The organism is Acidilobus aceticus (assembly GCF_055392325.1).
The window spans coordinates 522,905-548,708 of the sequence record NZ_AP042407.1 but is presented as its reverse complement, the minus strand read 5'-3'; the positions used below and the strand labels follow the sequence as shown (position 1 = coordinate 548,708).

General features: G+C 54.4%; 24 protein-coding genes. 10 read left to right on the top strand and 14 right to left on the bottom strand.

Translation table 11 applies throughout. The features are described 5' to 3' along the window. Positions 1–58 precede the first annotated feature (58 nt). Positions 59–700 (top strand): undecaprenyl diphosphate synthase family protein, encoded by a 642-nt coding sequence (locus tag ACZ5OO_RS02955; RefSeq protein WP_464078545.1) that lies wholly within the window; start codon positions 59–61, stop codon positions 698–700. Here ACZ5OO_RS02955 and ACZ5OO_RS02950 read toward each other — a convergent pair. From ACZ5OO_RS02950 to ACZ5OO_RS02935, 4 genes are read right to left on the bottom strand one after another with little or no spacing between them, the layout of a single operon-like run. Then, positions 697–1,155: a Zn-ribbon domain-containing OB-fold protein gene (locus ACZ5OO_RS02950; RefSeq protein ID WP_148217193.1), complete on the bottom strand. Its 459-nt coding sequence runs from the start codon at positions 1,153–1,155 to the stop codon at positions 697–699. The genes ACZ5OO_RS02955 and ACZ5OO_RS02950 overlap by 4 nt on opposite strands. Positions 1,156–1,160: 5 nt before the next feature. Beyond that, a complete protein-coding gene (locus ACZ5OO_RS02945; RefSeq protein ID WP_013267180.1) occupies positions 1,161–1,697 on the bottom strand; it encodes a Zn-ribbon domain-containing OB-fold protein in 537 nt (178 codons plus the stop codon). 16 nt (positions 1,698–1,713) lie between these two features. After that, positions 1,714–2,892, bottom strand: a complete 1,179-nt coding sequence (locus ACZ5OO_RS02940; RefSeq protein WP_048813029.1) for a thiolase domain-containing protein — start codon at positions 2,890–2,892, stop codon at positions 1,714–1,716. A 5-nt stretch (positions 2,893–2,897) separates the two neighbouring features. Continuing rightward, positions 2,898–4,073 carry a thiolase domain-containing protein gene (locus ACZ5OO_RS02935; RefSeq protein ID WP_464078428.1) on the bottom strand — a complete coding sequence of 392 codons (1,176 nt, stop codon included), beginning with the start codon at positions 4,071–4,073 and terminating at the stop codon, positions 2,898–2,900. 47 nt (positions 4,074–4,120) lie between these two features. On the opposite strand from ACZ5OO_RS02935, the gene ACZ5OO_RS02930 reads away from it, so the two are divergent. Further along, the gene (locus ACZ5OO_RS02930) at positions 4,121–6,139 is read left to right on the top strand and encodes an AMP-binding protein (protein WP_464078427.1); all 2,019 of its coding nucleotides are present in this window, start codon (positions 4,121–4,123) and stop codon (positions 6,137–6,139) included. A gap of 92 nt (positions 6,140–6,231) precedes the next feature. Here ACZ5OO_RS02930 and ACZ5OO_RS02925 read toward each other — a convergent pair whose 3' ends face one another. Continuing rightward, positions 6,232–6,654: a hypothetical protein gene (locus ACZ5OO_RS02925; RefSeq protein ID WP_013267176.1), complete on the bottom strand. Its 423-nt coding sequence runs from the start codon at positions 6,652–6,654 to the stop codon at positions 6,232–6,234. 109 nt (positions 6,655–6,763) lie between these two features. Between ACZ5OO_RS02925 and ACZ5OO_RS02920 the strand changes: the two genes are divergently transcribed. Next, complete coding sequence (locus tag ACZ5OO_RS02920) at positions 6,764–7,309, top strand: hypothetical protein (RefSeq protein ID WP_013267175.1); 546 nt, start codon at positions 6,764–6,766, stop codon at positions 7,307–7,309. Between the two features lie 42 nt (positions 7,310–7,351). Here the strand turns inward: ACZ5OO_RS02920 and ACZ5OO_RS02915 are convergent, their stop codons facing one another. Further along, positions 7,352–7,876, bottom strand: a complete 525-nt coding sequence (locus ACZ5OO_RS02915; protein ID WP_464078426.1) for a metallophosphoesterase family protein — start codon at positions 7,874–7,876, stop codon at positions 7,352–7,354. Between the two features lie 169 nt (positions 7,877–8,045). Between ACZ5OO_RS02915 and ACZ5OO_RS02910 the strand changes: the two genes are divergently transcribed. Both ACZ5OO_RS02910 and surE read left to right on the top strand, forming a co-directional pair. Then, positions 8,046–8,588, top strand: a complete 543-nt coding sequence (locus ACZ5OO_RS02910; RefSeq protein ID WP_083774093.1) for a hemerythrin domain-containing protein — start codon at positions 8,046–8,048, stop codon at positions 8,586–8,588. Between the two features lie 89 nt (positions 8,589–8,677). Continuing rightward, positions 8,678–9,481: a 5'/3'-nucleotidase SurE gene (surE, locus tag ACZ5OO_RS02905; protein WP_013267172.1), complete on the top strand. Its 804-nt coding sequence runs from the start codon at positions 8,678–8,680 to the stop codon at positions 9,479–9,481. A gap of 36 nt (positions 9,482–9,517) precedes the next feature. On the opposite strand, the gene ACZ5OO_RS02900 is transcribed toward surE, so the two are convergent. Continuing rightward, positions 9,518–10,825, bottom strand: coding sequence for a dihydropteroate synthase (locus ACZ5OO_RS02900; protein WP_013267171.1), 1,308 nt, complete (start codon positions 10,823–10,825; stop codon positions 9,518–9,520). Next, on the bottom strand, positions 10,822–12,105 hold the full coding sequence (locus tag ACZ5OO_RS02895) for an NAD(P)/FAD-dependent oxidoreductase (RefSeq protein ID WP_464078425.1): 1,284 nt from the start codon (positions 12,103–12,105) through the stop codon (positions 10,822–10,824). Before ACZ5OO_RS02895 ends, ACZ5OO_RS02900 begins: the two co-directional genes overlap by 4 nt. Before the next feature lie 139 nt (positions 12,106–12,244). Here ACZ5OO_RS02895 and ACZ5OO_RS02890 point away from each other — a divergent pair, with 139 nt between their 5' ends. Then, positions 12,245–14,515 carry an adenosylcobalamin-dependent ribonucleoside-diphosphate reductase gene (locus tag ACZ5OO_RS02890; RefSeq protein WP_464078424.1) on the top strand — a complete coding sequence of 757 codons (2,271 nt, stop codon included), beginning with the start codon at positions 12,245–12,247 and terminating at the stop codon, positions 14,513–14,515. Here the strand turns inward: ACZ5OO_RS02890 and ACZ5OO_RS02885 are convergent. Next, positions 14,512–14,823 carry a hypothetical protein gene (locus tag ACZ5OO_RS02885; RefSeq protein ID WP_013267168.1) on the bottom strand — a complete coding sequence of 104 codons (312 nt, stop codon included), beginning with the start codon at positions 14,821–14,823 and terminating at the stop codon, positions 14,512–14,514. The two genes, ACZ5OO_RS02890 and ACZ5OO_RS02885, sit on opposite strands and share 4 nt — an antisense overlap. Positions 14,824–14,885: 62 nt before the next feature. Beyond that, positions 14,886–15,335: a DUF2153 family protein gene (locus tag ACZ5OO_RS02880; RefSeq protein ID WP_083774091.1), complete on the bottom strand. Its 450-nt coding sequence runs from the start codon at positions 15,333–15,335 to the stop codon at positions 14,886–14,888. Between the two features lie 188 nt (positions 15,336–15,523). On the opposite strand from ACZ5OO_RS02880, the gene ACZ5OO_RS02875 reads away from it, so the two are divergent. Next, the gene (locus tag ACZ5OO_RS02875; RefSeq protein WP_013267166.1) at positions 15,524–17,362 is read left to right on the top strand and encodes an aldehyde ferredoxin oxidoreductase family protein; all 1,839 of its coding nucleotides are present in this window, start codon (positions 15,524–15,526) and stop codon (positions 17,360–17,362) included. Here ACZ5OO_RS02875 and ACZ5OO_RS02870 read toward each other — a convergent pair. Beyond that, positions 17,359–18,138, bottom strand: coding sequence for a YlqF/YawG family GTPase (locus ACZ5OO_RS02870; RefSeq protein WP_013267165.1), 780 nt, complete (start codon positions 18,136–18,138; stop codon positions 17,359–17,361). The genes ACZ5OO_RS02875 and ACZ5OO_RS02870 overlap by 4 nt on opposite strands. Before the next feature lie 156 nt (positions 18,139–18,294). Here ACZ5OO_RS02870 and ACZ5OO_RS02865 point away from each other — a divergent pair, with 156 nt between their 5' ends. Then, complete coding sequence (locus ACZ5OO_RS02865) at positions 18,295–19,266, top strand: transcription initiation factor IIB (protein WP_464078423.1); 972 nt, start codon at positions 18,295–18,297, stop codon at positions 19,264–19,266. A 196-nt stretch (positions 19,267–19,462) separates the two neighbouring features. On the opposite strand, the gene ACZ5OO_RS02860 is transcribed toward ACZ5OO_RS02865, so the two are convergent. Together ACZ5OO_RS02860 and ACZ5OO_RS02855 are read right to left on the bottom strand one after the other, a co-directional pair. After that, positions 19,463–19,873 carry a translation initiation factor IF-5A gene (locus ACZ5OO_RS02860; RefSeq protein ID WP_013267163.1) on the bottom strand — a complete coding sequence of 137 codons (411 nt, stop codon included), beginning with the start codon at positions 19,871–19,873 and terminating at the stop codon, positions 19,463–19,465. 74 nt (positions 19,874–19,947) lie between these two features. After that, positions 19,948–20,214 (bottom strand): ribonuclease P subunit p25 family protein, encoded by a 267-nt coding sequence (locus tag ACZ5OO_RS02855; RefSeq protein ID WP_013267162.1) that lies wholly within the window; start codon positions 20,212–20,214, stop codon positions 19,948–19,950. Between the two features lie 134 nt (positions 20,215–20,348). Here ACZ5OO_RS02855 and ACZ5OO_RS02850 point away from each other — a divergent pair, with 134 nt between their 5' ends. Together ACZ5OO_RS02850 and panB are read left to right on the top strand one after the other, a co-directional pair. After that, the gene (locus ACZ5OO_RS02850; RefSeq protein WP_464078422.1) at positions 20,349–21,275 is read left to right on the top strand and encodes a ketopantoate reductase family protein; all 927 of its coding nucleotides are present in this window, start codon (positions 20,349–20,351) and stop codon (positions 21,273–21,275) included. Beyond that, complete coding sequence (gene panB / locus ACZ5OO_RS02845; RefSeq protein ID WP_013267160.1) at positions 21,236–22,099, top strand: 3-methyl-2-oxobutanoate hydroxymethyltransferase; 864 nt, start codon at positions 21,236–21,238, stop codon at positions 22,097–22,099. Before ACZ5OO_RS02850 ends, panB begins: the two co-directional genes overlap by 40 nt. Here the strand turns inward: panB and rgy are convergent. Then, positions 22,085–25,732, bottom strand: coding sequence for a reverse gyrase (rgy, locus tag ACZ5OO_RS02840; protein WP_464078421.1), 3,648 nt, complete (start codon positions 25,730–25,732; stop codon positions 22,085–22,087). The two genes, panB and rgy, sit on opposite strands and share 15 nt — an antisense overlap. Between the last annotated feature and the right edge of the window lie 72 nt (positions 25,733–25,804).

Genomic DNA, 25,804 nt, shown 5'->3' with positions numbered 1-25,804 from the left:
TAAGGAAACTAATTCTTATTAACTTTGACACCTCTGACCTGCATGGTGTGTCCCAACGATACCTAACACCATCGGCATTATACCTGACGGCAACAGGAGGTTCGCTAAGAAGCACAACATCAGCTACTTTCAGGCCTACAGGCAGGGCTATGAGAGGCTGAGGGAGGCCCTGAGGTGGGTTATAGAGGAGGGCGTCAGGAGGGCCGTTGTGTACGTGCTGAGCTATGAGAACTGCACTAGGAGGTCGCCTATAGAGAAGGCCGTCCTTGAGGACCTGCTGGTCAACGGGCTGAGGGATCTGAGATCTGACCCAATAATTAACGGGGAGAGGATAAGGGTGAGGCTTGTCGGCGACCTCTCCCTCGTGTCCGAGGCCGCTAGGAGGGAGGGAACAGCGCTCGAGGAGCACACGGCTAGCTATGATGGTGGCTCCCTTCACCTGGGAGTGTGCTACAGCGGTGAGTGGGAGAGGAACATCATTGCATCTGGGACGGCCTCGCCCTCGCTGGCCGCTGGGGTGCCGCCCATAGATTTAGTGATAAGGACCGGCGGCATGAGGAGGCTCAGCGGCTTCTTCCCGCTGCAGACCAGCTACGCAGAGCTGTACTTCACGGAGACCCTGTGGCCTGAGTTCACAAGGGAGGAGCTGAAGAAAGCCCTCGAGTGGTTTGAGCTGCAAAAAAGGAACTTTGGGGCTTAAGCGGGCTCAAAGTACTGTATGTCTGCTATCGTGCCCTTCCTCTGGTCCTTGGGCTTAAAGACGGGCTTTAGTTCCATTCCAACGTAAACCTTGCCTGGGTCCACATTTACTATGTGTACCATACCGTTTACCGCGTCGTCGGGCTTTATGACGCCGACAACTATGGGCTTCTCGAGCCTGTTGCCGTAGAGGTCCTCATAAACTACGGTGTAGTATTGAAGCCTCCATGGTCCCTTGATCTCAACCAGCGAGCCCTCGCCGAAGTCTGGGCAGAAGGTCTTAGGCGGTACGTATACCGAGCCGTCGCTGCACTTCATCCCAAGTATCCTGCCCTCAACCAGGGCCTTGGCCAGCTCGAGTCCATGAAGGCCTGGAGTATAGACGTATTTGTCTACTTCCTCACGCTCAGGCCAGAATATCAGGTCGTGAATCCTACCGTGCTTGTCCCAGCTCATGTCCATCACCTCACGGGCTCAAAGCACTCAATATCTAAAATAGACCCTGTCCTCTGCTCGGCGGGCTTCCACCTGGCCTTGACCTTCATGCCTATGGTGCTGTCCTTCTTTGCCTCCTCAGGGTCTATGCAGAGCCTATGGAAGAGCCCTGCGAACTCATAGCTGCCCTCCTTGTAGCCTGGCACGTCAAGCTTTATGACGCCGACAACCTCCGGCTTCTCAAGTCTCTCCCTCCTTACAGATATGTAGCTCACCACTGCGGTCTGCACAGTGCCGGTGTCGGGGACCTCGACCCAGTCAGTCAAAGCTACGTGGCAGTATTCGCAGTAGTCCCTAGGTGGCACGTAGATCCTGCCGCACCTGGGGCACCTGCGTCCAAGTATCTTACCCTCCTTGAGCCCCTGCAGGAACCTTGAGATGGTGGGCCCTGCCGAGAACTCATACTTGGCCTGCGGACTTGACTCCACGAGGCCTAACAACGAGTACATCTCCTTCGCACTGAGCTTAGTTCCCGGAAGCCTTGCACCCTCCTTCGCGCTCATGCACACCACCTCCACCTCAATTACTCAAAACAATAACGGTTCCAGCCTGCATGAGGTCGCCCCACGCGTTGGCGACGGCCTTGTGAACAGGCTTCTTAACTTGCCTCTTGCCGGCCTCGTACCTCAGCTGCCAGAAGAGCTCGGCCACCTTCATCAGCCCAGCGGCGGCTATTGGATTGCCGACTCCCAGCAGGCCTCCGCTTGGGCTGGTAGGCAGCTCCCCGTCCCTCTCAAAGTACCCTTCCTTGAGCAGCTTCCATGCCTCGCAGGGCCTGGCCAGCATAAGGCCCTCTATGTGGTGTAGCTCCTTGTAGTCAAATGGGTCGTACGGCTCCGCCACGTCTATCTCCTTCCAGGGCCTCTCTATTCCCGCCATCCTGTAAGCCATCCTTGCGGCGTAGTTGAGGTACCTTGGAAATGCCAGTTCCCTGTTCTCCCAGTGCTGGTTGTCGAGCGTGAAGCCTATGCCGTCTATCCACACTGGGGAGTCGGTGACCTGCCTCGCGGTGTTCTCATTGGTGATAACCAGGGCTGCCGCGCCGTCCGTCACAGGCGATATGTCGAGCTCGTTGACCGGCCACACCAGGAGCTCGCTCTTAAGCACGTCGTCGACAGTTATGTTTGCCGCCACCTGCGCCGCAGGGTTGTCGAGCGCGTTGCGCTTGTTCTTGACGCTGACCAGCGCTATGTCCTCCTTCTTGGCGCCGCACTTGGCCATGTACCTCCTCATCTCCATGGCAAATATCCATATCAGGTTAGGCTCAAGGGGCCTGTGAATTATTGGGTCCCATATGTACCTGAAGACGTACTGCGGGTGAGGGTGGGCAGGGCTCATCTTTTCCTCCGCCACCGCCAGGACCGTCCTGCAGAGGCCGCTGGCCGCGTGCCACCACGCCGATACCGGCACGAAGACGCCGGTGCCGCCACCGACGTAAACCCTTGTCATGGGCTTGTTCAGGGCGCCTGAGCCGTCAGCAAGGTACTCACCCTTCATGTGGACGCCGTCGAAGGTGTCCGGCGCTGAGCCTATTACCACGCAGTCTATGTCCCTCAGCGTCAGCCCAGCCTGATCAAGGGCCTGCCTTGCGGCCTCCCAGGCGAGTTCCCTGGGCGTCTCGAGCGCGCGCCTCATGAAAGTGGTTATGCCCGCGCCAACTATCGCAACCCTATCCTTAACGAACAGGTTACTCACCATGTACATCACCCCTCAACGTCTGAGGACAAAACAGCTACGGCGCTCGTGTACGTGGGAACCCCCCTCCACGAGGCCACCACCGCCCTCCTGGCCTCCTTGAGCTGGTGAGCTCCGGCTTCGCCTCTCAGCTGAAGCACGGCCTCAAGGAACCTGGCTAGGCCTGTGGCCTCCAGCGAGACGCCCATGGCCAGGCTGCCGCCGCTCGGGTTCAGCGGGAGCCTTCCATCAAAGTCGAACTCCCCGGCCTCCAGCATCTTGTGGGCCTCACCCTCAGGCGACAGCATAAGCTCCTCGGCCGAGAGCAGCTCCATAAAGCTAAACCTGTCCTCCACCTCTGCGAAGCTGACGTCCTTCTGCGGGTCGGAGAGCCCGGCGAGCTTGTAAGCCATCAAGGCGGCGTTTCTCATAGATGGCATCCTTCCCCACTGGTGCCACTCGATGGAGCCGCTCCCTACCTCAGTTGAGTATCCAACGCCGTCTAGCCACACCACCTTATCGGTGAACTTTTTCGCTACGTCCTCGCTCGCCAGCACCACAGTTACTGAGGCGTCCGAGAACCCAGCCATCTCATACCTAGTCATCGGGTATACTGCATAAGGCGATGAAAGGACCTCGTCAAGTGATATCCTTGATGAGTAGGGGGCCCTGTCGTTACGGAGGCCGTTGTTTCTGTTCTTAACTGCCACCATAGCTAGGTGCTCCCTTCTAGCTCCGGTCCTGCTCATGTAAGCCTGGGCGTCAAGGCCCGCTATGAAGAACGGGTTACCCGTGCTCAGAGGCCTTATGTGAAGCGGGTCCATCGCAAAGTAATAGATGTCCTGTAAGGTCTTTATCTCGCTGGGCTTTCCGTGGGACTCCACGGCCACCACGTTGGCAAGGCCCGACCTTATTAACATGTAGGCGTGGGCTACCCCCAGCAGGCCGTCGCCTGACACCGTGAAGGTAGGCCTTAAAGCTCCACCTATGGGCTCCGGGGCGAACTCGTCAGTTATAGCTATGCCCTCCCACATGTCTTCCTGACAATCTACAAAGACGTCGATGTCCTTCCTTGGATCCACGTCAGCCTCTGCATAGGCCCTGTGGGATGACTCGAACATCATCCCTTGGAAGCTTACCTCGGGCGTTGATGGCCTGAAGCCATAAAAGCCGACGCCTATTATGGCTACTCTTCCATTCCCCATACTAACTCTGCCTATTATAAATGGGGTCCTTCATTAAAATAAAAGCTGTGCTACTTACTGGATACATAATCGGGCCCAGTATTAAGGGTGGGATTGTGACCTATATTTGGACTCCGCCCAGGGACCTCGTGCAGCAGGCCAACGTCACGCACTTCATGGAGTCCCAGAAGATAGAAAGCTATCAAGACCTCGTGAGGCGCAGCGCGTCGGACATCAAGTGGTTCTGGGGCAACGTGCCAGAGTGGCTGGAGCTTGAATGGTTCGCTGAGCCTAGGGATGTCTACGACTCCTCCAGGGGCGTCGAGTGGACCAAGTGGTACATAGGCGGTAAAATAAACGTGAGCTATAACGTCCTCGACAGAATTGTCAAGAGGGGGCTTGGAGACAAGGTAGCTATGACGTGGATAGGCGAGGACTCTAAGGTTGTCAGGTTAACGTATAATGAGATGTTGGACTACGTCAATAGGTTCTCCAACCTGCTAGTGGATCTTGGCGTTGGGAAGGGCGACGTCGTTGCGATATATGCCCCAATAATGCCTGAGAGCGCCATAGCTATGCTGGCCTCCATGAGGGTCGGGGCCATAGCCGCGCCGATATTTAGCGGCTACGCGCCTGAGGCCGTCGCTGAAAGGTTAAGGCTTGGGGAGGCCAAGGTGCTTGTAACCGTTGATGGGTATTACAGGAAAGGGAAGGTAGTGCAGCTCAAGCCCAGCGCTGACGAAGCTGTTAGGCTTTCCGGGCTTAAACCTAAGGTAATAGTGATAAGAAGGCTAAACATAGAGGTTCCCATTAACGAGGAGAGAGACCTGATATTTGACAGGGAGGTACAGTCCAAGAGGCCTACCTTTGAGCCTGCAGAGACCGAAGCCGAGGACCCGGCAATCCTTATGTTCACGAGCGGCACAACCGGAAAGCCTAAGGGGGCAGTAATTAGCCACGCGGGCATGCTGCTCCAGCCCACGAAGGAGCACTACTTCAACCTTGACATAAAGCCCGGCTGGGAGGGGTACAATGACGTCCTCTGGTGGATAACCGACCTGGGCTGGATGATGGGGCCATGGATGGTAGTTGGCTCCCAGGCGCTTGGCGCCTCCCACCTCTCGATAGAGGGGGCCCTTGACTACCCTGCAAGGGACAGGGTTTGGGACATAATAGAGAAGTTTAAGGTGACCCACCTGGGCTTCGCCGCCACTGCGGGCAGACTACTTAAGTCACTTGGCAAGGACGCGTATGAAAACCATGACCTGTCCTCAATCAGGGCCTTTGGCAACACCGGTGAGCCTATTGACGAGGACACCTGGATGTGGGTGGTCAGGGACCTTGGCGAGGAGAAGAGGCCTATGATAAACCTGAGCGGGGGCACTGAGATAATGGGGTGCTTCCTGCTGCCGAGCCCCGTGGTGCCGCTCAAGCCCACTACGCTCTGGGGCCCGGGCCTTGGCATGGACGTTGACGTGTTCGACGATAACGGCACGCCTGTGAGGGGCAAGCCCGGCTACCTGGTCGCCAAGAAGCCTGCCCCAAGCATGACAAGGGGGCTCTGGAAGGACCCCGAGAGGTACATAGAGACCTACTGGTCCAGGTTCCCAGGGGTCTGGTACCATGGGGACTACGCACTTATCGATGAAGACGGCTTCTGGTACATACTTGGAAGGGCTGACGACGTGATAAAGGTGGCCGGCAAGAGGCTGGGCCCGGCCGAGGTCGAAACTATAGTCAACAGCTACCCCAAGGTCGCCGAGAGCGCGTGCATAGGCTACCCGCACCCTGTCAAGGGTGAGGTGGTTGTCTGCTTTGCCATACCTAAGCCGGGCCAGGTGCTTGATGATGTGGACCTGAGCAACATAAGGAGGTTGGTGGCAGAAAAGCTTGGAAAACCCTTTGAGCCGGAGGCCGTGGTGCCCGTTAAGGACCTGCCCAGGACCAGGAGCGGAAAGATAATGAGGAGGATAGTGAGGGACGCCGCTGTTGATAAACAGGTGGAGCAGTCCTCTGTAATTGATAACCCAGAGTCCATAAACTACGTGAAGGAGGCTGCAGCAACGCTGAAGAGGCTTATGAAGTGAACGAGGACCGCTCGGACAATCTAGCCCTCTTCATCGCCTCAGGCCCGAAACCTTTCCTCACGGCGGCCGTTTAGAAGTGCGCGCGGGGCCTTTTAGGCGTGACCTTCGCTGCACTCCAATGCTATCCTCCCGAGGGCGTCAGAGGCCCCCTTCATGAAGTGACCCTTAACCCACGGCTCGAGAAGCCTCAAATACCATGCGAGTTTGACGTTCCATACAGTGATCACCTTGCCTCCTTGAACCTTAGTCGTCACAGTGCCCCTCACCGGGCCCTTAGCGTACTCCACCGTGACGTACTTCTCGGCATCATTTATCAGCACGCTCGCCAGCCCTTTATTTAAGGGCCCAGGGAAGGCAAACCTTATGCTAACATAATACCTATGTCCATCGTAGCTCATCACGTTGACTTCCCTGTGCCCCCTCCAGTACCTTGGCATCTGGCTTATGTCAGCCACCGCCTTCCAGGCGCACGCGGGGTCGGAAACTCCCCTAGAGATCATGAACCCTATGGCCACTGCTGCCCCCGCTCTGACTTCTGGAGCCTTTCTTTTTAGAATGTTAGTTAATATAGCAAAGTTTATTAGGCATGCATAGAATACTTGTAATACAGAGGTGACATGTATTATGAGCTCGGAAGGAAACCAGCAGGGGGAGGCCCCAGAAGGCAAAACTCAACAGAGGGAGAAGGTATACACCATAAGGGGGCTTGACCCTGACCTCTACGACAGGTTTACAAAGGTCGCAAAGGAGGTAGGGGTCACCGTTGGAGACCTAATGAATATGGCCATGAGTAACCTACTTGTGACTCTCGAGGCCTCTAAGGACGCAGCTCAGAAGGCCTCATCTAAGGTGTCCAGGATAGCCGAGAAACTTAAGGCCGCCCAGTCAGCCGCTATAAAGACTATGGTTAGCGTGGTTGGTGACTTTGACCTCATAAGTGACATAGACGAACTTACAGTAAGCAAGAACGACCTACTGGCTCTTGATAAACCTGTTGTTTTCTCAAACATCAAGAGGCTGGTGTTCTCGCCCGATGTAGACTGGGACACAATAAATTCAAAGGTGAGGTCCATTAAGGTTGTTAATGAGCTAGTCGTCCCAAAGGGGATACCCATGCTTCAACTCGCCAAGAAGTGCCAGCTCGTCAAGAGGATAGTAGTCCAGGAGTAAGGTTTGACCGCGCACCACTAGCTTTTTCGATTCTCCACGCCTTCAGACCTTTATGGAGACCACCAGATCGTCGGGGTCGACCTTAAGGGTCAGGCTTTCCCCGCTTAAGATCGCATAGCCCTGCTCGTTGAATGGCCTCGAACTGCTCTTAGTGGACAGTGAACCAACGATAGCTACCCTGAAAGCACGTGAGTACCACAGAGCATGGGCATGCCCAGCGACAACAAAAACCCCGGGCCTGTGCAGCCTCATTGCATAAACGCTCAGGACGAGCCTCCTACTGACCCTAGCGGCAAGCCTTGCGGCGAACTTTGTAAAGCTCTCATTGGCCACGTTACCTTGATGTCCATGAACCATGAGCACTCTTCCTCCGAGCGCTGAGTAGAAGTCTACACCCCCTATTCCTAGCGCCTCTTCATTATCTCCTCTCACCAGCGTGACGGGTACAGACCCCTCGTTGCCAACTAACCTCAGGAGCTCTGGCAGAGACGCTGCTAAGTCGACAGAGTCCCCCAGCAGAACCACTGAGTCGTGCTCCTCCTCCAGCGACCACCTTAAGAGCTTCAAGTCAGTGTGAGGGTAATGAACGTCTGCCAGCACTAACGTGGCTTTCAATATGGGTCTCCACAGATGGCCTCGCTTGTTTACAAGTAAAAGCTTAGAGTCCTAACCTCGCCTTTTAAGATTTACTAACCATGGTCCTAACTTAAAAACGCCACAGGCGGGTAACGTCTAAATGGGATTTCGAGTGGAGGCCGTCACTTTAGGCCTTCAGGAAGAACACGTACTAATAGAGCGGTTCACGACGGTCCTCGAGTGGACTAGGACAAGAGTGGAGTCGGGCATAGGCTTAGACGAGGACTTCATCTCATCGCAGCTTAGCTTTCTCAGGGACTTCGTAATTTCGTGCCACTTCGCAAAGGAAGAGCTTTACGTGTTTCCTAAGCTGAGGGCCCTAGGCGACGATATTAAGTCGCTGGAGCTTGAGCTAGAGGAGGATCATAACGCTATCAGGGCGCTCACAGATAAACTTAAGGCCGCCTGGGAGACCGGCGACGTTAGCCTCATTGATGCCGTGCTCGGAGACCTGGTAAAGAGGCTCCTCAGCCACCAGGAGAAGGAGAACAGCGTTGCATTCGCCTACGTCGAAATGTACACCAGCGACAACGAGAAGAGCCAGCTGCTGAATGAGCTAAGGCTGTTTGACGCAAAGCCTGAGTGTAACAAGGCTTCCGTGGAGAGGCAGCTTAATTACATGTTTTCTGTCATGGAGGGCTAGCCGAACCTTGTTGTAGTGCCTAATGTTAACGCTTTTATCTTCCGTGCATCACACATCTGACGCTTCGCAAGCCCTGGAGCGTGGAAGAAATGCAGAGCCTGCTAGTGACCAATGACGATGGCATAGACAGTGCGGGGCTGAGATACCTGGTGGAGGAGCTAGCCTCAAGAGGACTAGAGGTCTATGTTGTAGCGCCGGCCTCACAGGTGAGCGGCGCCAGTAAATCTAACTCCTTCACTGTGAAAGTCGAGAAACGCAAACTTGAAGGAGCTAGGGAGGCGTGGGCCATAGATGGAAGGCCCGCGGACGCCGTGGCCATAGGAATAAAGGCTCTGTTGCCCTCGAGGCCAGTAATGGTTGTCTCAGGGATAAACATTGGCCCTAACATGGGCCTTGTGGACTTCTTCACGAGCGGCACAATAGGGGCGACCATCGAGGCTTCCCTGCTAGGCGTCAAGGCCGTGGCCTCTAGCTATGCAGTGCTACGCGGCCTCAGGGATGAGAAGGATCTAAGAGGGCTCAGGACGGCATCTATGATTACAGCTGATATAGTTGCAAGGCTCGTAGACGTAATTTATGAGCTCACGGATGTAGACATCATAAACCTTAACTTCCCCAGGGGAGAGCCCAAAGGGATAACCATAGCGCCCATAGCCAACATAGCTAACATAGAGATCTACAACGGTGAGGACGGGAACACCTACCACGTGCTCGGCTGGAGAACTGATGACCTAAGCGTAGCTTACTCTGGAGGGGAAGAAGGAAGCGACGTGGACGTTGTCAAGAGAGGCTACGCCTCACTGACACCTATATGTATAAGGTGTCTAAGCGTCGCCACCTACCCTGTGAGCTCCTTAAGTAAGCTCAAGGAGGCCCTCGCGGGCCTCCTGTAGCGCTCTTCAAGTGGCCTCCAAGATTCAAGCTATAGTTTAACAGTCCCACCTGGATGACCAGGGCAGACAGGCCCTGTACACTGCTATTATAAGGGAGGGATCCGCAGCTCCAAGAGACTTAGGCGGGCACCTGTCCCTGCAACTTAGCGTAAGGGTTTTACTGCCCAGCTTTACTTCTATCTTATCCCTACCCAAAAGCCTGATCTCAAAATTTTCATCCTTGATTATTCCATGTTTAAGTTTAGAGCTCAGCAGGCTTACGCCGACGTCCTTGGGCGGCTTTAGCCACATGAGCGAGAGCGACGCCATATCCGCTGCGGCCCTGGCCTCGGCCGTCAGCCCCCTAGCCTTGAAGCTCGCCTCCTCCACGAGGAGCGCTGAGGCTCCAAGTTCTGCAGAGATGAAAGTCAGCATTGCCGCTGAGCCCGCCGTGTCGGCATCCATGAGTTCTACTGCATTGCTGAGCCCTATCATTATAGGCGCGTTAAGTTCCCTGATCGCAGCAAGCCTCTGGAGCGAGCCCCAGAGGCCTGGCACCAGAGGGGGCCTTATAACTGGGTCTAAAATTGGTCTAACGCCCTCGCTAACTAAATGCTCCACATAGCTTCTCGCGAGGTTTATTTCATCGTTACTGCTCGCGGTTATCACGAGGTACTTGCCGCTGGCCCATGAAAGGTCCCTGAGCTGCCACGGCCTAAGGCTCAGAAGCACTTCAAAATCTGAGGAAAACCTGCTCAAAATCTCAGCTCTTGCGTCAAGGCCTAGCGCGATCTTCAAGTCGCTCATCGCCGCCAGGATGTCCTTAAGCATGCCTTCGGCCTTTGCAGTAATGGGCGCCAACACTATTACATCGGCTCCATCAGCAGCCAAGGTCTTAGCCGTGCCCGCTATGTCCTCAATGTTCTCAGAGCCCTTGATCACTACCTCTGATAGAACTCTCACAGGGGGCGGCCTAAGAGGAATAAGCTCATAATTTCTGAGGCTTTCTAAGGCTTCCCTGGCCATGGAGTTCACCAGGTCAGGCCTATACTTTTCAAAGCTGAGGTCCCTGCTGAGATCAAGGTCTCCCTTCTCCAACATCTGAGCTAGGAGCCCCAGACCCTCAGGACCCTTATATACATTAGCTCCAACCAGCCTGGCGCTCCAAGGATAGCTCCCGGGAATTATTATGTAATCGTAGTCCGTTCCCGCGCTCTGAATTATCGTAGCCCTCAGCGCCTCAGGATCTAGGAAAAGGAGGTCCCTGACCTCCAAGAAGTCGACTTTAATGTAATGAGGGACCCTTCTCATTATAACATCCTTAAACTTAGATGCGTCACCTGTAACTACTAGGAGCACCCTCATAGTATCAGCAGCTCCCTCTCCGCTCCCCTGCCCTCCAGGCCCAGCAGGGAGACCTTGAAGCTGGTGCCGTCACCGAGCTCTACTTCATCCATGTCCAGTGCGAGGGCCGCCGCCACCCTGCCTATGGAGTCACCCTTCATTATGCCGCTGCCGCTGGTCCCCGCCACCACCACCAGGCCGCTTGAGTAAGGCTCATATATTACAGGCAGCCCGTCAAAGCTTATGTCATAGTGCCCAGCCCAGGAGGCCTCGGGGTACTTAAGGCCAAGCTGGGGGAAGTAAAGGCTTAACACTGGCAGGATTCCGTAAGTGTAGTACCTCTCTTCGGCCGTTGGGTTTTCATCCCTGGCGAAGGGCCTGCCAAGCTCGTCAGCCATCCCGATCCAGAACGTGCTCTCCGTGGGGTTGGGCCTTATGTAGGCCCCCTTTGGCAACACTGTAAACGGCATCACCTTCTCGCTGTTAAGGCCCTCCGCGTAAAGCATGGACCTCAGCTCCTGCGTGTCGGCCTTTACTACGAAGATCTGCCGCTTCTTAGGTCTGCTGTATGTGTCTATTCCTATGGGGTTCAGGAGGTCGTTGGCCCAGACGCCCATGGCTGCTATGATCTTCCTTTTAGCCTCCAGAACCCTTCCATCCTCTAGCCTGACGCCGCTGACCCTGGCCTCCTCCCACGGGAACGGCTCACCCTCTATGCCAAGAGGCTTCGCGGGGGAAACCACGAACTCCTTCACCGGGACTCCGAGCTGAAACTCTACGCCCATGGACCTAAGCTTGCTGTAGTAGTAATCTACCAGCTTCTCAGCGTCCAGAACGCCCGCGTACTTAAACAGGTACCCCCTGACTATGTCGCCAGCTCCAACTATTTTGGACTCCTCGCTTCCGCCGACTTCTGTCCTCATGAGCAGAGTCTTGCTAAGTATTTCCGGCTGAAGTTCATCAACGTCGACTCCCAGGGACTCCGCCGCCCTGACCCCCTGCCTTACTATGCTGTCAGAGGTAGCGTCGACTGCAAACAGATAGCCCACCCTCAGCATTCCTAGGCTAAAGCCCTCGTTTTGAACCCTCTCATAGAACGTTATGCTGCCCTTGGCTAACATTAAGTTTACCTTATTTGTGAACGCCGCCCTGAAGGCCGCCGCGCTCTTAGAGGTGTCCCCCGCTCCTACTGAGTCCTCCTTATCAATGACTATTACCGAGGAGTCAGGGCTCATCAGCTTTATGTGGTAAGCGGTCGCAAGCCCAGTTATGCCAGAGCCCACCACTATGTAATCGTACATTTGGCTCCCTCATGTATACATTGTCGAGCAGCGGCTTTTATTAGGTATCTATCGTAAGAAATCCCACAGCTTAACCTTTTGATTTGAGTTAATGAGGCTAACTATTTAGTTTTCCCCTACAATATAGAGCAGGGTAACTATGAGAGAGCTGACAAGAACTAAGGTTATAGCGTGGGCTAAGCATGCCTCGCGAGACGCTGGCCTCGACCCATCTCAAATAGAGTTCGAGCTACTGAGGCTCCAGGCCAGCAGCCCGCAGGAGCTCTTCACTAAGGCCCTCAGCACCTTCGCGTCATGGAGCCTTCTGGATCCGAGGTGGGAGGAGGCAGCAAGGAGGCTGATCCTTTACAAGATATATGAGGAGAAGGGCTCGGAGGCGCCCGGCAAGCTTGAGGGCATAGAGTCCTGGGCAACGTGGGTTGGCCTGAACTTACTTTATGAGAGGTACCTTGTCAAGCGCAAAGGTTTCGTGGTTGAGACGCCCAACGAGGCGCTTGAGAGGGTAGCCTCCTTCGTGGCCGAGGCCGAGCTTAGCCTCGGGGGCTCCCTTGACGCTGCTAGGCAGGAGTTCTACGAAATTATGTCGTCAGGCAGGTTCATGCCAAACAGCCCCACTATAATGAACTCTGGAACTAAGTATCATCAACTGGCGGCGTGCTTCGTGATACCCCTGGAGGACGACATGGACTCCATCTTTTCGGCGCTTAACACCGCCGCCTGGGTCTTCAAGACGGGCGCGGGCGCAGGCTTTGACTTCACTCCCCTCAGGGGAAGAGGATCGCCCTTGTCGTTTGGGGGCACCGCCAGCGGGCCCGTCAGTTTCATGAAGCTCTTTGACGAGGTCGCCGACGTAATCAAGGAAGGAGGTAGAAGAAGGGCTGCCATGATGGGGGTACTTCACGATGTTCATGTAGATTTAGAGGACTTCATAAACTCAAAGCTGTCGGGCGGCCTGGAGAACTTCAATATAAGCGTAGGAGTCCACGACGCCTTCATGATGGCAGCCGCGAGCGACAGCGAGTGGAACCTTTATGACCCAAATGAGTGCCCCCAGCTCGTGGGCCTCCTCAGCGGCGACCTTCCCGACCTCTGGAGAAGGTGCAGCCCCAGGAGGACCGTTAGGGCCAGCTCCCTGCTTGAAGAGGCTGCGAGGGCCGCGTGGGAGACCGGCGACCCAGGCCTGGTGTTCCTTGACACAATAAATCAGCACAACCCGACTCCAAGGCTTGGTAGGATAAGGGCTACAAACCCCTGCGGGGAGACCCCGCTACTGAGCTGGGAGGCCTGTAACTTAGGCTCACTTAACCTCGGACGTTACGTTAAGGATGAGGGCATAGACTGGGAGCTGCTTGAGCACGATATAAGAATTGCGGTTAGGTTCCTGGACGACGTAATAGAAACTTCCTGGTACCCGCGGCCCGAAATAGAGGCGGCGGTCAAACGCACCAGGAAAATAGGGCTTGGAGTTATGGGCTGGGCCGACATGCTGGCTAAACTAAAGATACCCTATGACAGCGACTCAGCGCTATACCTCGCTGATAAGCTTATGGAGTTCATAGCCTACGTCGCCAGGGATGAAAGCAACAGGCTTTCAAGGGAGAGGGGGCCCTACCCTGAGTTTCCAGGAAGCATACACAAGGATGGAAGGTTCAACTTTGAGCCACAGGTCAGCAGCTCACAGATTTATGATGAGTCCAAGGTCTCTGACGCCGTTCACTCGATAGTAAACTCAAGGCCTAAGCTTGACTGGGACAGGGTCAGGTCTGAGATGATGGAGGGCACGAGGAATGCGACTATGACTACAATTGCACCTACGGGAAGCATAAGCATAATAGCTGACGCCAGCAGCAGCATAGAGCCGTTTTACTCACTCATATACATCAGACAGAGCTCCCTCTTCTCATGGGTTGAGCTTAACAGGTTCCTGAGGGACTGGCTTCAGGAGAGCAACAACCTTAACGCGGAAAAGATTAAGGACGTTATAAGGCATGGAGGGTCCGTCAGGGGACTGAGCTGGGTTCCAAGCGACGTCCAGGCAGTTCTCGGCACGGCGCTTGATATAGACTGGAGGTGGCACGTCAGGATGCAGGCGGTCTTTCAGAGATGGGTTGACAACGCTGTCAGCAAGACGGTCAACATGAGAAGGGACGCCACCGTGGATGATGTGAAGGGCGTCTTCATAGAGGCATGGCGGCTTAAGTGTAAGGGCATAACAGTGTTCAGGGACCAAAGCAAGGGAGTCCAGGTGATGAGCGTAAATCAAAATATCGATGCCCTCATCAGGGAGCCGCCAAATCTGAGGATAAGGGTTAAGGCCAAAATGGTGCCTGGCGTTATAAATGTTGAGGGCTCAGCGCTTTCAGCTGTTAGCGAAGAGTACGCTGGAGGATGCCCGACCTGCGACCTCTAAGAGGATGAAGAGGATGACTTGGGCACGGCGACTATAATTCTCCTGTTCTTTGCGCGGACATCTACGGAGCCGTCAGCAATTAGCCTCTTAAGTATCTTCCTGGCCACCGACAGCTTCACGTTAAGCATAGGCGCTAGCTTTGCCGGCGTCACGTAGCCCATCTTGGCTATGTCCCTCTTAGCCCTGTTTATGAGCTCTGGCGTGACGTCAAGAGCGGGCGCCGCTGCCTGGGCCCTGGCCTGCTGCCTTGAACCCTTGGCTCCCTGGGCTTTCCTAGCCTGCTCCTGTCTCCTTGGCTGCTCTGACACTTAGCATCACCCAACCTATGAGCGACTTAGGCTGGTTTAAAAAGGTTGAGCGAGTAGGGGCCTTAGAATGATATTGTCGTGCCCCCTATCTCTCCCCGCCCTCTCTCCTGCTCGCCACCAAGGGTCGATCCTATCTCCCTCAGCCTAGTGAGTATGGGGTTCAGTTGACCCATTTTAAAGTAGTTGTCAAGGGTGTTCCTCATGCTCGAGGTGTGCTCTATGTCAAGCTCCAGGAGCTCCTCAAGTATCTTCACAGTTCTCTCCCACACGTCAACAAGGAGGTCTCTGGGCGCGTTCGTAGTTATGAAGGGGTCCTGGAGCCAGTCGTCAAAGGCCTTTATAGTTCTCATCATGTGGCTGAATGCAAGCCTAGTGTTGACTATAAGCTCAAGCCTGTCAGCCTGCGATATCCTCTTTTCGTTCTCCTTGAAGGTCTGAAGTATGCTCTGCTGCATAACTACCCATCTATCTAGGTTACGCAGGAAGTCTGTTATATCTTGCCTGGACGACACTTTCCGCACCTCTGTGCGAGAAAGGCCTCCAGGCCTATTATTTTAATGCATAAGGACCCTCACGTTAGGTAGCCCTTAACTTAATATAGGACTTCTCCCCCCTTTATTACCACCTGCAGCACCTTCATAGCGCTAATGAAGATAACTATATTAATTTTCACATGTGAATATAGGTGAGGTAACCCTCAATGAAGGGATGGAGTGGCAGGCTGCTGTGGATTGACCTAACAAGGAAGGAGTCGAAGGTCGTCGAGTATCCTGCCGAATGGTCCCTGATGTACCTTGGAGGCAGGGGGCTTGCGGCAAGAATCCTCTGGGAGTACATGAAGCCGGGGGCCGATCCCCTGGGGCCTGACAACCTTCTGATCCTTGCAATAGGGCCCCTCACGGGCCTTCCGGGGCCCAGCACGGGCAAGCTTCAGGTGGCGGCCAAAAGCCCCCTGACAGGAGGCTATGGGGACGGCAACGTTGGGACCACGTTCTCTAACGAGATGAGGAAAGCAGGCCTTGACGCCGTGGTCTTCAGCGGGGTCTCCGACAAACCGGTTGTTGTTGAAATAGAGAACACTAAGGTCAACTTTGAGCCAGCCGACGACCTGTGGGGACTTGACACCTGGACCGCCGAGGAGAGGCTGAGGAAGCGCTACGGTCGCTTTGCTGGCATCGTTGAGATAGGCCCCGCGGGCGAGCGCCTAGTGAAATTTGCAACTATTATAAGCCAGGAGGGCAGGAGCGGCGGAAGGCCGGGAATAGGCGCCGTCATGGGCTCTAAGAAGATCAAGGCTGTAGTCATGAGGGGAAGCGAGAAGTATGAGCTTTATGACAGCAAGGAGTACATGGCTGAAGCTACTAAGGCCCTCATAGAGATAAAGAACAGGCCTGGATACCCGTTCTGGATGCGCCAGGGCACAATGGCCACCATAGACTGGGCCCAGGAGACCAGCGTGCTCCCCACCTACAACTTTGATGAGGGGGTCTTTGACGGCTTTAAGGGGATAGACGGCTACACCATGGAGAGCATGAAGGTGGAGCAGAGGGGCTGCCCTAACTGTAACATGCAGTGCGGCAACGTAGTGCTTGACAGGGCCGGAGTCAAGAGCGAGCTTGACTATGAAAACGTAGCGCTTCTGGGGAGCAACCTGGGCATTGATCACCTGGCGGACGCTGCTTACCTCAACAGGATAGGGGACCAGATGGGCTATGACACGGAGAGCCTCGGAACTACCCTGAGCTGGGCCATAGAGGCCAGCCAGGCAGGGCTCCTAAAGGACTACGACGGCGGGCTGAGGCTTGAGTGGGGCGACGCTAAGACGCTCGCGGACGTGGCGTACCAGATAGCTAACAGGTCGACGCCCCTGGGAGACCTACTCGCTGAGGCCAGCTCTGGCGCGTGCAGAAAGGTCGGAGGCTGTGACTTCTCAATGGACGTCAAGGGGCTTGGTGTGAGCGCTTACGATTGCCACGCGGCCCCGGGCATGGCACTCGCCTTCGCGACGAGCCCCATAGGGGCTCATCACAAGGACGCCTGGGTCATAAGCTGGGAAGTCCAGAACGACAGGTTTGCGTACAGCAAGGAGAAGGCCGCCAAGGTTATAGAGCTGCAGAGGATAAGGGGCGGACTCTTTGAGAGCTTCACCACCTGCAGGCTGCCGTGGGTTGAAGTAGGGCTTAACATAGAGCACTACCCGCTGCTGCTCTACTACTCCACCGGCGTCAAGTATACATGGGACGACCTCTACGCTATAGGCGACCGCGTGTATGCACTGATAAGGGCCATCTGGATAAGGGAGAAGGGCAGCTGGAGCAGGGACTACGACATGCCGCCCGTCAAGTGGTTTAAGAGGCCCCTGACCAAGGGGCCGCTGAGCGGCATGCACTTGGACTATGACAAGTATAACCAGCTGTTAAACTACTACTATGAGCTGAGGGGCTGGGACTACAACGGCGTTCCCACCAAGGCGACCCTTCACAGGCTGGGCCTTGACTTTGTCATACCAGAGCTTGAGAAGTACGTGAAGCTGAGCTAAGGCGGAGGCACGAAGAACCAGAGCTTGCCCCTGTGGTAGTCCCTTATGACGGCCCTGGCGGCCTCCTCCACGTTAGGCTCATGGGTGCTCTTATATATCCACATCCTCTTCGCCGCCAGCTCCTCAAGTATCTTGTAGGGGTCCCTCTCAACTATTCCATAAGCCTCAACGACTGAGTTAGGGTTATACTTCATGGCCCTCTCGAGCAAAAACATCGCAGGCTTTACTGGGTCGTAGAGCTCCTCAGGGCTCTTGCCCCTGATCACGGACTCCAGCTCATCCCCCTCGACAGGTATAGTGCCCGGGGTATCTATGATGTATATGTCACTGGCAACCCTGTAGATGGTGTAGCTCTTGGTATACCCCCAGCTTCCTGGCACCTTGCTCACGGGCGCGCTTTTGTAGCCCTTTAACATGTTTATCAAGCTGGACTTGCCGGTCTTGGGGTAACCCACTACGCAGAATGTCGAGACGCCGGCCTGGGACATCTTTTTGAGCTCAGCCTTCAGGACTCCCTTACCATAGCCTTTGAGGCTTGAGATCAAAACCGCGCTAACATTGTGGGAGCTGAAGTACTCCAACCATGCCCTAGCCACAGACCTAGGTATCAGATCAGACTTGTTAATCACTAGCAAGACCTTCTTATTAAAGGCCCTCGCCATCTCCTCAACTCTGGGGCTTCGCGTGCCCAAGGGGTCCCTTGCGTCTAGGACCTCAAGTATGCCGTCAGACCTTTTTATTATTCTGGCCAGAGAACGCCAATCTGCTAGCTGCACTGCGGCCTTTCCCTAAACTGTAGCGCCGAGCAGCAGATTAAGTGCTTATAAACATTTACTGCTATTTATGCATTACATCAGCTCTGGAGGCCATGGCATCACGGCAAGCATCTGAGCTTATAAGCTTTGCTCTCCTGACTAAATAGATGCAAGTATTTGGGGGGTCAGGGCGTGTCTAACGCTGAACAGCCTAAAAAGGACTCCGAGACAGCTGCTCAGAAGTCCTCTAAGTGCCCCCCTGACCACATAATTTATGACCCTAACACCGGCGCCAGGATCTGCCTTGACACTGGCGAGATTATAGAGGAGCAGGTTATAGGTGACGAGGCCGAGTGGAGGGCCTATACGCCCGACGAAAGGGCCAGGAGAACAAGGGTCGGAGGCCCGCTCTCCCTTGCCAAGCCAAACATGGGCCTTGACGTTTACCTGAGCGGGTTCCACGAGGGAAGTGGCAAGAGGATAAGAGGGCTCTCAAGGAGGATAGAGAACCTAAGGCTGCAGCGTAGCTTTAAGATGGGAAGGACCCTAAGCGGCATTGAGAAGAACATAAACCAGGCCCTCAAGATACTCGACGAGATAGCCACCAGGATGGAGCTCCCGGACAGGGTTAAGGAGGAGGCCTCTAAGCTCTACAGGGACGCCACCGAGAAGGGCCTCACCAGGGGCAGGAGCATAGAGAGCGTGGTCGCGGCCACTCTGTATGCTGCCTGCCGTAAGCTAAAGATACCTTGTACCATAGACGACATAGCCAAGAACCTGCCCAGCAAGAGCGCTGACACCAAGAGGGAGGTAGCCAGGTGCTATAGGTTGCTTGTGAGGGACCTGGGCGTTGACATACCTGTCATAGAGCCAGAGCTGTTCATAAGTAGGATAGTGAGCGCCCTTGGCTTGCCAGACTATATAACCATCGAGGCTGCCAAGATACTAAGGGAGGCCAGAAACAAGGGGGTTACCGCCGGCAAAGATCCAAGCGGCCTAGCCGCGGCGGCTGTCTACCTCGCAGCGCTGAAGAACGGCCTAAGGAGGACCCAGAAGGAGATAGCTCACGTGGCTGGCGTCACTGAGGTCACGGTAAGAAACCGGTATAAGGAGCTTGTGGGGGACGAGCTTAAGGGGGAGACGCAGTAACTTTCCCTTTCCTCTTTTCTTTTCTTTATTAATAGCTGTGTTTCGTCTTACCTTAAATCTTACTTTGAACGGCCCCTTAATATCGTTAGTTAACCTAATTCACGTCATTAATTAACTTTATTGACTCTGCTGCTAAAACTACTAGATGCGACTGCCTAACGATGACGTTATGAAAGGACTTTTCGTATTAAGGGCGTCAGCCCTCTTCGGGCCTTGTTCTCATAATCTTAGGCTTCCCCATTATTAGCCAATATTCTATCTGAGCCCCTGGCTTAAGCCTTTCTAGCAGCTCAGGGTCGTCCTTGGGCTTCTCCACCTCTATAGTATCATAGGTCTCGAGATCCATAAGCTGGATCGAGTCACCCAGGTCAGCGAGGACCTGCCCGTTCCTCTTCTCAATTATTGGAACCTGGACCTGGGTGTCGGTAGGTGCGACCATTGTCTTCTTAGTGCCGCTGAACAGGCCTATTGCAACCACGTGAGCCTTTGCGCTGCCGTGCTTCCCAGTCTTTGCCTTTGTGATCTCAACTATCCTGCATGGCTCCCCATCAATTACTATGTAATTGCCCTTCTTTAGGTCGCCTAGCGTGGCGAACTGAACGCTCATCTTGCCTTACACCCAAAAGCCTACCTAACACTCTCTCTTTAAAAATGTTCCTCCGCGACATAAGCTACCGCTCATTAGGCCAGCCTTTCAATTATTATACTCAGGTAGCCAGCGTTCCTTCCCCTTGGCCTTGAAGAGCCGACATCTGCGGAAACGACCCTGAGGGCCTCGCCCATCCTCTGCTTCATTATTAAGTAGACATCCACCAGCTTACAGGCATCGTCGCTGTCAGCATAAAGCTCTACCTGTTTAAACCCCTTGTTAAATTCCAGTATGGCCTGTAGGGCGTAGTCCTCGGCTGAGCTGCTTGAGGTTACGTTTATTCTGCTCCTGCTCTCCATGGTATTTCCCAAAGCCACTACGGACTTACTGGCTTTTTAGCTTAACTGCGCCCCTTGGCCTTACACCTTCTTCAGGGGGCATCCTGGGAGCATAGCACTTTAGGGACTCAGCGGCAGAACTAGCCAGAGGGGCTTTGCTCAGGGTCGCCATAGTTGGCGGATGCGGCGCCGCAGGCTCTGTTGCCGCGGCGGCCCTCGTCAAGGGGGGCGCCAGCGTTGAGATAATAGATAGAGGCAAGAAAGGCTGCAGTGACGAGGAGGTAGAAGTTGAGGGCCTTTGGAAAGGGCGTCTGACGGTATGCGGCTGGAGCTCGGCAAAGGGACCCTACGACGTTGTTATCCTGTTCACCAAGGCATATGACGCTGATGGTGCCATAGAAGATTCTGTCAAACTTAATGCTAAACTTTACGTCTCACCTCATAATGGCCTCGGCCCGCTCGAACTTCTTGAGGAGAGGGCTGGGAGCAGGGCCGCAGGCTCCGTAGTCTATTATGGAGCTACAAGGGTGTCCAGGTGTAGGTCCAAGTACAATGGGGGCAGAAAGGTAATACTTGGATGCCGCAGGGGCTGCGATGAGACGCTATTGAGGGACCTCTCCGAGGCTTTGAAAGCCGGCGGCCTTGATGCGATAGTTACGACCCCTGAGGATTTTCAGTCGGAGAGGTGGCTTAAGCTGGCCGTCAACAGCGCCATAAATCCTGTCACAGCGCTGTCCTGGGATAAGAACGAGGTGATAATTAAAGATGAGATAGCCAGAGATCTCGCGGCGGACCTTGCGGCGGAAACGGGCAATGTGGCGTCTCAACTTGGCATAAAGCTCCCCGAGGACCCCGTCGAGGCTACCTACAGGACTGCCAGGGAGACCGCTGACAACTGCAGCTCAACAGTTCAGGACCTGGCCGCCAACAGGGAGACGGAACTTAAGTATATTAACTTGGCTGTCTGGAACGCCTCAGTAAGCTTACAGGTACGCGCTGTAGCGAACCTCTCTGTGTACAGGGCGGTGGAGGTGGCCTCGAGGTGGCTGAAAGGGAGAAGGTCACCGTGCGTAAGATTGTAAACCTCAAGGGCAAGAAGCCTATAGTGATGATAACAGCTTACGACTACCCTACTGCAAAGATTGTCGACGAGGTAGGCGTTGATATAATATTGGTCGGAGACTCCCTCTCGATGACCGTTCTTGGTAACCCCTCAACCTTACAGGTTGACATGAACGACATGTTAAGGCACACCGCAGCGGTGTCGAGGGCTCAGCCTAAGTCGCTCCTGGTGGCCGACATGCCTTTCCTTAGTTATGAGGCTAACGTTAACGAGGCCGTAAGAAACGCCGGCGAGTTCCTCAGGGTTGGCGCGGACGCAGTCAAGATTGAAGGAGGCTCGGAGTATACTGACGTAGTTAAGGCTTTGACCCGCGCCGGCATCCCAGTCATGGGTCATGTTGGTCTGACTCCCCAAAAGCACAAGCTCCTGGGAGGTTACAGGCTCATGGGCAAGACCGCGGAGGAGGCCAAGGAAATCATTGAGGACGCAGAAGCCATAGCAGAGGCCGGCGCGTTCTCAATTGTAATAGAGTACACGGCGTCCGAGGTCGCCGCGGAGGTCACTAAGAGGGTCAAGGTGCCCACGATATGTATAGGCTCAGGCCCCTTCTGTGACGGACAAGTGCTGGTAATTCATGATGTGCTGGGGCTCTCCGATGCGCCACCGCCGTTTGCCAAAAAATACGTGAACCTTAAGGATATCATAGCCTCTGCCATCAAGTCATATAAGGACGACGTAGAGAACAACAGGTTCCCCCAGGAGGAAATGTACTGGCATATGAAGGATGGCGAGTATGAAAGGCTGCTAAATATGCTCCGCGGAGTTACATCACCTGAGCCTTAGGTTAGCCTCACTGAGCTTCCTGAAGAGCTCCTCCCTAACGCTCATTATGAAGCTCCCGGCATCCTGAGACCCGGACTCTATGGCATCTAAGCTTTCCTCAAGCCTCCTTGAAGCCTCCTCATTCAACATATCACTGAAGGGTGAGCTGCTGAGCAACCTGTAGACCTCTATCCCGAGGCGCGTTGGTATTAGGAACTTCAGCTTCTTAGTCTCAACCGCGTATCCATGTCTTAGGTTTGCCTCTATTACCTTTGCATACGTGCTCGGCCTCCCTATGTTCTTCTTCTTCATCAGCATAACTAGGTCGCCGCTCCTGTAAGGCTGAATGAGGCTTCCCTTAAACATTACCACGTTAGTTAAGGGAACCTCATACTCCTTGTTGGTCTCCCTGAGGACCCAAGTCTCAAGCTTTGGACGCATTATAGCCGTGAAGCCCTCCTTTACCACTGCTATAACCACCTCCATAGACTGAGTAAGGTTCCCCAGCCTCAGCGTTACTGACGCCTTCTCAAGCGTCGCAGGGGCCATCTGGCTTGCCATGAATCTCTCAAATATCAGCTGGTACAGCCTATAATGAGCGCCCGAGAGCGCCATGGGAACCCTCAGGGAGCTGTCAAGGATTGCCCTCTCGACCTCCTCAGCGTTCAGGGGCCTCGTGGGCCTTATGGCCTCGTGAGCTCCCCCAGCGCCCCAGCTTCTCGGCTTGTAGTACTGGGCAAGACCATGGGATTCGAGGTACTGCTTCGCGACCGCCATGCCCGCCTCTGAAATCCTTGTCGAGTCCGTCCTGTGATACGTTATGAGGCCTGAGTAGAAGAGGTCCTGGGCCAGCTTCATTGTAAGCTCTGCGGAGTAGCCAAGCTTAGCCGAGGCGTCAAATATCATCTCGTCCGTGGTGTATGGGGGCATTGGATTTACGTCCTCGGTCCACACTTTCTCGGTAACAGCGACCGCTACGTTGAGCTTTGACGCCTCCTCCGCCTCCTCACTTGATTTCGTGTAGAATATAACTGGGGTCCCAGAGGGAAGCAGGCCCCTGACCTTGTAGCCCATGACCTCCTTGTACTCATTATACCTGTCTATTATCCAGCCCAGGACCGGGGTCTGAACTCTTCCAGCACCCAGCCAGTTCTTGTTCATCTTAAGCCAGAGGTACTGGCTTGTCACAAAGCCTATCCACCTGTCGTCTATCCTCCTCGCCATCTGAGCGTTCACTAGATTTACGTCTATGGAGCCCGGAAGCCTCAGGGCCTCCATAAAGGCCCTCGGCGTCACCTCATGGAATGCGCTCCTGTAAATGTTCTGGTTATATGGCCTCATCGTAAGGTAGAGGTCCCACGCTATCTTCTCCCCCTCCCTGTCAGGATCGGTCATTATGATTACCCTGTCGACCTGCGTCGCGAGCTTTCTCAGGGTATCAGCGATGCCCTTGGAGTCTATTATTGCAGTTGAGCCACACCTTGGACACCTATCAACGTTCTCAGTAAACTGATAGCCGCAGCTGAGGCACCTCTTTATTGTAGTGTAGACGGGCTGTATGGCGTTGTTAAACCTGACCCCGAAGAGGCTGTTGCCAACCTCATCGCTTCCCTCTATTACGAGGTCATAAATGTGGCCCTTCGACGCCGTTATAGTTATCAGGTGCACCGTTCCCGTCTCTTGGTCAACAACGGTGGTTTCATATATGCTAACCCTTCCCTCGGACCTCTTCGCTGGCCTGCCCCAGAAGTTGGCAATGGTCTTTGCCTTAGTGGGCGACTCCACGACTATGAGCTCGGTCACTATGTTAACCTGCTTTCTCTCCCCTTTCTCAGACCTGCTGGCCTCTATCTCACGCGTCACATCCTCAAGGTTTACGCTGTTGAATTCTACGAAGGTCGCCTGGCTCATCCACCTGAGCCTGTCCTCCATAGCATCTACGAGCTCTTTCATATTGTCAACTATGACAGAGAGCCCCTTGGTCATAGTCCCATGGTAGAGCCTGCTGGTCCTGCCGCTCGCCTGCAAATACGACGGCGCGTCAGGTGAGTAAAGCCATATTGATGGGCCCTCCCTCCTGAGCACCATTGTGCCTATCCTCAGAACTTGCCCGTCTTTGACAATCATGTTGCTGAGCGCCTGAACAGCCTTGGCTGAGGCTTCTAGGACAAGCTCCCTCAACACCTCGAGCCTCCCCTTGGCCTCTATTTCACCCCTAATGGCGGCCGACAGGATGTTGCTCTCAACATTAAAGTTCTTGAGCAGGTTCTCCAGCTTTTCCCTATACTCCTTGAAGCTGCTATCTTTTTCCTCAAGAAATATTAGGGCCCTGAGAAGCCTTCTAGGCGAGAGAAGGGCCGTCTTAAGTTCTACCTTTATTGCAGGCGTCCCAAGGAATATCGCGTAACGGATAACCTCGGGCAGGTCAATACCTCTGACCAGCGCGCCGTACCTGCTCGCGAGGCCTATAGCTACGTCAACCTCCCCTGACGAGAGCTTTTCCACAGCCCTCCTGGAGTTACTTATAGCCTGAACGGCCTTGACCCCAGCTCCTGCGAGCTTGTCCATAAGCTCCTTAACGTAAGCTTTCCCATAAGCTTGAGAGATAAATATCAGGCCTCCCTTCCCAAGTTTCTTAGCTAAGCTTACTACCGAGTCCACCGGTGAGGCTGTTATGAGAAAGGTGTCCACAACGTTTCTGAGGTAGTCGGTGCCGCCGCCTATTTCAAAGCCTAGCAGCTCCCTAAATATGAGGTGCTTCACTCCCCTGGGCCTTCCAGTGGCCGACGCTATTACCAGCTGACCTTTAGGGCCTTCGAGGACCTTCTCGCTAAGCTTAAGCGACAGAGAACTTATATCGCTCTGGAGCTGCCTAATTCTTTCCTCGCTCCTCCCGGAGGCCTCTAAAGTTACCAGCTCAAGCTTCTCCTGGACTATCTTAAATGCCGTAGCTATGGAATCCTCGTCAAACCCTATGAGTATCAGGGCCCTGTCTATATTCTTGCTGTTCCGCAGCAGGCTGTCAACGTCGTCCACTATCATTAGGTTAAACGGTGACTGCTTCTTAAGCATGTCGAAGTTCTTCACCATGAAACCTGGAGTTATGACTACAACGGAATAGTCCCCTCTAGTTATTTTATCCAGCATTTGGCTCCTTTGGGCCTTCGGAAGGCTGCTATAGTAAAAGGCCACCTTGTCCCCTAACATTGATGCGAGCCTTCCGGCCGTCTGCGCCACCAAGTTCTCCGTGGGGACAAGATACATTACTTTGTAGCCCTCCTGCATTACCTTGAAGGCGGCGTAGGCCATCAGGAGGGTAGTCTTTCCGACGCCCGTCGGCGCCACTATGGAGAAGCTTTCCTCTGAGAGGAGCCTCCTGGCCCAACTCCTCTGCGCGCTGGATAGCTTGAAACCGTATTTCTCCTCAAAGAACTTAGAGAAATCGCGAAAGCTCTTCTCCATGAGATATAGCGATGAATAGCCCTTTAACTTGCCCTCCTTCGCTAACTCAAGCCCTATCTCAAGTATATCGCCGCTCTTAGGCTCCCTTGGGAGGCAAACAGCGCAGGGAAGCCCCTTCTCAAGTCGGTCGGCTGTTATCTCCCTGCCGCAGTTAGGACACATTCGCTCGTAGATTGGCAGCAGCGCAGGCACTGCTTTTCTCCCATTATACCATATTCAGGTTTCTCACAAGCTAGGGTATTAAGGCTTACAGGCTACGCCACC

Excerpts from the sequence above, each read along its gene's own strand:
- ACZ5OO_RS02950 (WP_148217193.1), bottom strand. The coding sequence starts at position 1,155 with ATGAGCTGGGACAAGCACGGTAGGATTCACGACCTGATATTCTGGCCT.
- ACZ5OO_RS02945 (WP_013267180.1), bottom strand. The coding sequence starts at position 1,697 with ATGAGCGCGAAGGAGGGTGCAAGGCTTCCGGGAACTAAGCTCAGTGCG.
- ACZ5OO_RS02940 (WP_048813029.1), bottom strand. The coding sequence starts at position 2,892 with ATGGTGAGTAACCTGTTCGTTAAGGATAGGGTTGCGATAGTTGGCGCG.
- ACZ5OO_RS02935 (WP_464078428.1), bottom strand. The coding sequence starts at position 4,073 with ATGGGGAATGGAAGAGTAGCCATAATAGGCGTCGGCTTTTATGGCTTC.
- ACZ5OO_RS02920 (WP_013267175.1), top strand. The coding sequence starts at position 6,764 with ATGAGCTCGGAAGGAAACCAGCAGGGGGAGGCCCCAGAAGGCAAAACT.
- ACZ5OO_RS02910 (WP_083774093.1), top strand. The coding sequence starts at position 8,046 with ATGGGATTTCGAGTGGAGGCCGTCACTTTAGGCCTTCAGGAAGAACAC.
- surE (WP_013267172.1), top strand. The coding sequence starts at position 8,678 with ATGCAGAGCCTGCTAGTGACCAATGACGATGGCATAGACAGTGCGGGG.
- ACZ5OO_RS02900 (WP_013267171.1), bottom strand. The coding sequence starts at position 10,825 with ATGAGGGTGCTCCTAGTAGTTACAGGTGACGCATCTAAGTTTAAGGAT.
- ACZ5OO_RS02895 (WP_464078425.1), bottom strand. The coding sequence starts at position 12,105 with ATGTACGATTACATAGTGGTGGGCTCTGGCATAACTGGGCTTGCGACC.
- ACZ5OO_RS02890 (WP_464078424.1), top strand. The coding sequence starts at position 12,245 with ATGAGAGAGCTGACAAGAACTAAGGTTATAGCGTGGGCTAAGCATGCC.
- ACZ5OO_RS02875 (WP_013267166.1), top strand. The coding sequence starts at position 15,524 with ATGAAGGGATGGAGTGGCAGGCTGCTGTGGATTGACCTAACAAGGAAG.
- ACZ5OO_RS02860 (WP_013267163.1), bottom strand. The coding sequence starts at position 19,873 with ATGAGCGTTCAGTTCGCCACGCTAGGCGACCTAAAGAAGGGCAATTAC.
- ACZ5OO_RS02855 (WP_013267162.1), bottom strand. The coding sequence starts at position 20,214 with ATGGAGAGCAGGAGCAGAATAAACGTAACCTCAAGCAGCTCAGCCGAG.